At 36.2% G+C, this 5,724-nt stretch carries 5 protein-coding genes and 1 pseudogene; 3 read left to right on the forward strand and 3 right to left on the reverse strand.

All coding sequences use genetic code 11. The features are described 5' to 3' along the window. The 3 genes and pseudogenes from MW688_RS22580 to MW688_RS22590 all read right to left on the reverse strand — a co-directional run. Window positions 1–516 (reverse strand): annotated as a pseudogene (locus MW688_RS22580) (hypothetical protein); the annotation flags it as partial. Window positions 517–518: 2 nt separating this feature from the next. Then, a complete protein-coding gene (locus MW688_RS22585; RefSeq protein ID WP_486738273.1) occupies window positions 519–1,724 on the reverse strand; it encodes a diaminopimelate decarboxylase family protein in 1,206 nt (401 codons plus the stop codon). Window positions 1,725–1,728: 4 nt separating this feature from the next. Continuing rightward, window positions 1,729–2,352: a DUF3859 domain-containing protein gene (locus MW688_RS22590; protein ID WP_486738274.1), complete on the reverse strand. Its 624-nt coding sequence runs from the start codon at window positions 2,350–2,352 to the stop codon at window positions 1,729–1,731. A gap of 398 nt (window positions 2,353–2,750) precedes the next feature. On the opposite strand from MW688_RS22590, the gene MW688_RS22595 reads away from it, so the two are divergent. From MW688_RS22595 to msrA, 3 genes are all read left to right on the forward strand, one after another. After that, window positions 2,751–3,920 carry a pyridoxal phosphate-dependent aminotransferase gene (locus MW688_RS22595; RefSeq protein ID WP_486738275.1) on the forward strand — a complete coding sequence of 390 codons (1,170 nt, stop codon included), beginning with the start codon at window positions 2,751–2,753 and terminating at the stop codon, window positions 3,918–3,920. Between the two features lie 128 nt (window positions 3,921–4,048). Further along, window positions 4,049–4,825, forward strand: a complete 777-nt coding sequence (locus MW688_RS22600) for an SDR family NAD(P)-dependent oxidoreductase (RefSeq protein ID WP_486738277.1) — start codon at window positions 4,049–4,051, stop codon at window positions 4,823–4,825. 14 nt (window positions 4,826–4,839) lie between these two features. Next, window positions 4,840–5,376, forward strand: coding sequence for a peptide-methionine (S)-S-oxide reductase MsrA (gene msrA / locus MW688_RS22605; protein WP_486738276.1), 537 nt, complete (start codon window positions 4,840–4,842; stop codon window positions 5,374–5,376). The last annotated feature ends 348 nt before the right edge of the window (window positions 5,377–5,724 follow it).

A 5,724-nucleotide genomic window follows, 5' to 3' on the forward strand; every position in this document is an offset into this window, starting at 1 on the left:
GATAGTTATACCTACAGTGAGAATTAATCCCCCTACTATCAACAATAGTTTAGCAATTTGAGTTTTTTGACGAGAATTTACTTTACCAGAATCAAGATTTTTGATTTGCCAAAATATAAAAATAATATTCCAGATAAGTGTAGCTGTAATATAAGCTGGTGGAGGCGAATCGAAAATTTGTAGTAAAAAAACTAGTAAGAAATTCAGTAAACTTCCTACAACACCTGTAAACCAAATAGTGAAAAATATATAGAGAAATATTGATGTCGTTATATAAGATTTAGATTTACGTTTTTTAAAAATTTTATCTACATAGTAATTAAACTGTTTTTGAGTATAAGTTATCGAGTTATCTCCCGATACCTCAGAAATGATTTTAGCAAAGAGAGTATCAGTTACTTTAGGATTTGCATGAGTAGTTTTTGGTTCAAAAACGAACTCATGACTACAATTTTTACATCTTTGGTTGCTTCTCTCTCTATATTTATTATCAACCCCACAGTTAAGACATTTCATAATTATTCTAAAATTTGTTTAGTTAATAAATCATCATAAGTTTCTCTATATCTAATCAAGCGATGTTGATTACCTCTTGTTAATACTTCTGCTGGTAAAATACGATGTAAAAAATGAGAAGACATGGCAAAACCGTAGGCGCCAACATCGAGAATAGCGATAATATCACCAATTTTCATAGCAGGTAGGGGACAATTTTTACCCAAATAGTCGCGAGAATAGGTAGTATTGCCACAAACATCGCTGGTGAAAACTTTACAGTCATCTGATTGCCAAGTAACGATTTGACGATCGCCCCCATGAACTGCTAAAACAGATAAATTAGAGATAGTAGTATCAACCCCGATAATCTGTTTATCCCCCTGCCATTTCACCGCTACTACTTTAGCTAGTAGTGTACCACATTGAGCGATCGCTGCTCTCCCTGGTTCGATTATTAGTTTAATTTGCTTATTTAATCTCGACAGTTTCTCTGTTAATTGTTTACCAAAATCTTCCCAGTCAAAAGCCACCTGATTATGTTTATAGGGATAGCCAAAACCTCCTCCAAAGTCTAGGTATTGCCAATCTGGTAGTTTTTCGCCGATAGTTAATAGTTTCTCTATAACTTGAGTAAAAGCCTTAGTAGCGTTAGTACCTGTACCTCTATAGAAGTGTAACCCGGTTACTTTTAGTCCATATTTGCGGCTTAAAGTAATAGCGGCGGGAAATTCAGCAGGATTAACACCGATGCGACTATCTCCGGTTAATTCAGGGAAATTTAATCTTAATCCCAAAGTAGGAGGAGTAATTTTAGCTGCTAACTTCTCATATACTTGACAACATAGTTCTAGTTGAGAAATACTATCTAAATTAAGAGTTGATATTCCCCAGGTTAATACTTTCTCCATTTCTTCATAACTAAGATTGCTGCCGCTATAGACAATATTGGTGGGATTAAAACCAGCTTTTAAGCCTAAATAAATATCACCAGGAGTATTAGCATGGAGACCCCAGCCATATTCTTTAAATATTCTCAGTAAATTAATATTGCCATTAGTTACTCCCGCAAATTTAAAGGTAGTAAAAGGATAGTTAACAGCTTTAGTGATTTTATCTAAAGTTTGTCCCAGAATATCCTGATTATATACATATAGAGGAGAACCATAGGTAGATAGTAATTCTTCAGCTAAGTTTAAGCTTAGGGGAGGATGAATAAGTGTTTGCATAATTTTATTTAACTTCAAAAGATTGAGATGCTAAAAGGCGATTTCCTGAAAACATTTTAACTTGCCAAACTCCCTCAGGAGAGGTATCGCCGATACGATAACGACAACGGGAATGCCAAATATCTTTTTCTACTGTACGAGTTTGATAGCGATTTTCGTGCATAATTTGTCCTTGAGGATTAATCCAATCACAAGCAAGACGTAAAGGTTTACCTACGGGAGTATTTTCAAAAGTCACGCGAAAATGTAGACGAGGTGAATTTTGGCGACTAACCAATGCTAGGTTATTTTTGGTATCTTCTTCTAGAGTTATTCTATGGTCAATAGGGTTCATTTTGCTTAAAGCTTGTTGATACCGTTGATTACTCAAGGCAAAATAAGTTATTCCACCCGTTAAAAATACTCCTAATAGTGCTGATATTAGTAAGGTTTTTTGACGTTTTTTGGCTATTTTCTTTTGTTCTTCGATAGCGAAGATAGCTTCATCTAATAATTCTACAGGTAGATTTAATTCTCTCAAGATTTCTTTTAATTCTTCTCGTTCAATGATGAGTTCTTTTTCTTGAGATAATCGGTTGATTTCTGCAATAATTAACTTTAAGTCTTCATTTTTAATATTATTGTTCATAGCATCAAATTAAAGAGACGTTAAATCCCAAAGGGTTTATATATATTGTATCATCAATGTGAGTAAACTACAATTTATAGTCGTCTTTCAAATAATCGGGATATTATCAACTCTGTAAAAGTTGATTTATTTGATTTTCATAACTAAAAACTAAGTATAAATTCTTAAAAAAACTCATTACTCATTACTTATTACTTCAAAAATCATTTAAAGGCGATCGCCCCAGAGCGAGTTAAGATGAACAAAGCTATCATCAGATATTTCCTGTTCCCTAATCTGTTGGCAGAAGTTTAATGATAAATGCGCTAAGCTTGAAGGTTAATAGTTAATAGCATAAAATGATTGCCTACCCACACCGAATAAAAAGTGGGTATAGTTTAGTAGTAATAGGAGGTTCTATGAAACTGACACAAAGAGTCAGTAAAGTCCCAGCTTCAGTTACCTTAGCGATTGCAGCCAAAGCAAAAGCCATGAAACAAGAGGGTATTGACGTCTGTAGTTTTAGTACTGGAGAACCAGATTTTGATACACCAGCCCACATCAAAGCTGCTGCCAAAAAAGCACTAGATGAGGGAAAAACAAAATATGGACCTGCCCCGGGAGAACCACTGTTGAGAGAGGCTATAGCCCAAAAATTAGCGAGGGAAAATAATCTTAACTACCAAGCAGAAAATATAATTGTGACTAACGGTGGTAAATACTCTCTATTTAACATGATGTTAGCTTTGATTGAGCCTGGAGATGAAGTGATTATCCCCTCTCCCTATTGGTTGAGTTACCCAGAGATGGTTAAATTAGCTGGAGGAACTCCAATTATAGTAGAAACTAGTGTAGATACAGAATATAAAATTACCGCCAGTCAACTGAGAGAGAGTATTACTCCAAACACTAAACTATTCGTTCTCAACTCACCATCTAATCCAACTGGTTCTGTTTATACTCCCACAGAATTAAAAGAATTAGCTGAAGTAATTGTCGAAAAAGATATTTTAGTTGTTGCTGATGAAATCTACGAAAAAATTCTTTATGATGATGCTGAACATCTTAGCATCGGCTCGATTAACCCTGAGATTTATAAACGTAGCTTTGTGAGTAATGGTTTTGCTAAAGGCTATTCTATGACTGGTTGGCGCGTTGGATACCTAGCGGCACCAGTAGAATTAATTAAAGCCATGACTATTATCCAGGGTCATAGTACCTCTAATGTTTGTACTTTTGCCCAATTTGGCGCTATAGCCGCTTTAAATGGACCACAAGATTGTTTACAAGAGATGCTTAGGGCTTTTACCACTCGACGAGAGGCGATGTTAGCAGGTATTAGACAAATTCCGGGACTAAGTTGTCCTACTCCTAAAGGCGCCTTTTATTTATTTGTAGATATTACCCCCACTGGAATGTCTTCTCTAGATTTTTGTAACGCTTTGTTAGAAGAAAAACAAATGGCGGTAGTACCCGGTCTAGCTTTTGGTGCAGATCAATGTATTCGTTTATCTTATGCTACGGATATGTCTACTATTGAAAAAGGCTTAACACGTTTAGGAGAATTTGTTAACTCTCTTAATAAGTAAAATATAAATGTCATTGGTGAGCGACGGCGAAGAATCTTTGAGCTTTTGAGTTGCATTCACCGATGGCGATAAATTTGTTACAATTCTTAACTAAGAGCTTGGTTAATTTCTCACCTATTAAATTTATGATGAAAACTGCCCTAATTACTGGAGCTTCCCAAGGCATAGGCGCCGCTTTTGCTGAAGAATTGGCCGCAAACAAAACTAATTTAATCTTAGTAGCGCGGTCTCAGGACAAATTAGCCAGTATAGCTAGTGAACTTCAGCAAAAACATCAAATTTCAGCAGAAGTAATTATCCAAGATTTGACCGAACCTCAAGCCTGTCAAAATGTCTTTGACAAGGTGAGTGAGTTAGGAATGGAGGTTGATTTACTCATTAATAATGCTGGATTTGGAGATTATGGCGCTTTTGCAAGTCGAGATTTAAATAAACAACTAAAGATGGTTCAACTGAATATTACTGCATTGGTTGAATTAACCTATTTGTTTCTCTCGAAGATGCAACAACGCCAAGAAGGAGCAATTATCAATGTGTCCTCCATCGCCGGATTTCAACCATTACCCTACTTATCCGTATATGGCGCTACTAAAGCCTTTGTTTTAAGCTTTAGTGAAGCGTTATGGGCAGAAAATCAAAATACTGGTGTCAAAATTCTTGCCCTATGTCCGGGACCTACAGAATCAAACTTCTTTAAAAGGGCTGAATTTCCTGAATCAATAAATCAGGGTAATAACAATCAAACTTCCGCTACTCAAGTAGTGAAAGAAGCCCTAACAGCTTTGAATAAAAATCAGTCAACGGTGGTAACAGGTGGCTTAGGCAATCAAGTTATCGTCAATTTACCTCGTTTCTTCCCGCGAGAAACCTTAGTAAGTTTAGTAGAAAAGCAATTTAAATCATAGGAGTATTTAAGTTTATGACAGAAACAATAGTTTTAGGTGGTGGCTGCTTCTGGTGTGTCGAATCAGTCTTCCAAAATGTCCAAGGAGTAACCAAGGTTGAGTCTGGTTATGCTGGAGGAGACTCCAAAAATCCCAATTATCAGTCAGTTTGTTCTGGAAAGACTGGACATGCTGAGGTAGTTAAAGTAACTTTTGACCCTCAAACTATATCCAGAGAGGAGATTTTAGAAATCTTTTTTGTAGTCAGCCACGACCCCACTACTCTTAATAGACAGGGTAATGATGTGGGGACCCAGTATCGCTCAATTATTCTGTGGTCAACTCCAGAACAAAAAGAAACCGCAGAACAGGTAATGCAAAAATTAGAAGCAAATAAAACCTTTAACGGACCAATTGTTACTGAGTTGACTCAACTTACTGACTATTACCCGGCTGAAGATTATCATCAAAATTACTTCAATAACAATCCCTATCAACCCTATTGTTTGTTTTCCATCCCCCCCAAACTTAATAAGCTGAAAAAATATTTCCCTGAGAAAATGTTAGCTTAATCCTGTTATCTGTTGGGTTGCACGACCTTTAACTCAGCCTGTAGGTTGGGCCCTTGGTGACTACACCCAACAATCTAACTCTAATTCAACAGACTTGATCTTATCAGATCTTGCATCTTTATCACTCATTTACTTGTGGTGGTTGAGTCTTGAAGTCTTGAAGTCTTGAAGTCTTGAAGTCTTGAAGTAATGAGTAAAAGAATTGATACTAACCACTTAAAAATTGATTTTCACCTGTTGGCCTATTTAGTACTTTTTTAGGAGTGCAAGATATGAGTCTTATCAGGAAATCATGACATAATTTGGTGCGTTACGGGCTTCGCCCTAACACACCCTACAACTACAACT

This window comes from Johannesbaptistia floridana (assembly GCF_057440575.1).

Coding starts and splice junctions, on each gene's coding strand:
- MW688_RS22585 (WP_486738273.1), bottom strand. CDS start 1,724: ATGCAAACACTTATTCATCCTCCCCTAAGCTTAAACTTAGCTGAAGAA.
- MW688_RS22590 (WP_486738274.1), bottom strand. CDS start 2,352: ATGAACAATAATATTAAAAATGAAGACTTAAAGTTAATTATTGCAGAA.
- MW688_RS22595 (WP_486738275.1), top strand. CDS start 2,751: ATGAAACTGACACAAAGAGTCAGTAAAGTCCCAGCTTCAGTTACCTTA.
- MW688_RS22600 (WP_486738277.1), top strand. CDS start 4,049: ATGAAAACTGCCCTAATTACTGGAGCTTCCCAAGGCATAGGCGCCGCT.
- msrA (WP_486738276.1), top strand. CDS start 4,840: ATGACAGAAACAATAGTTTTAGGTGGTGGCTGCTTCTGGTGTGTCGAA.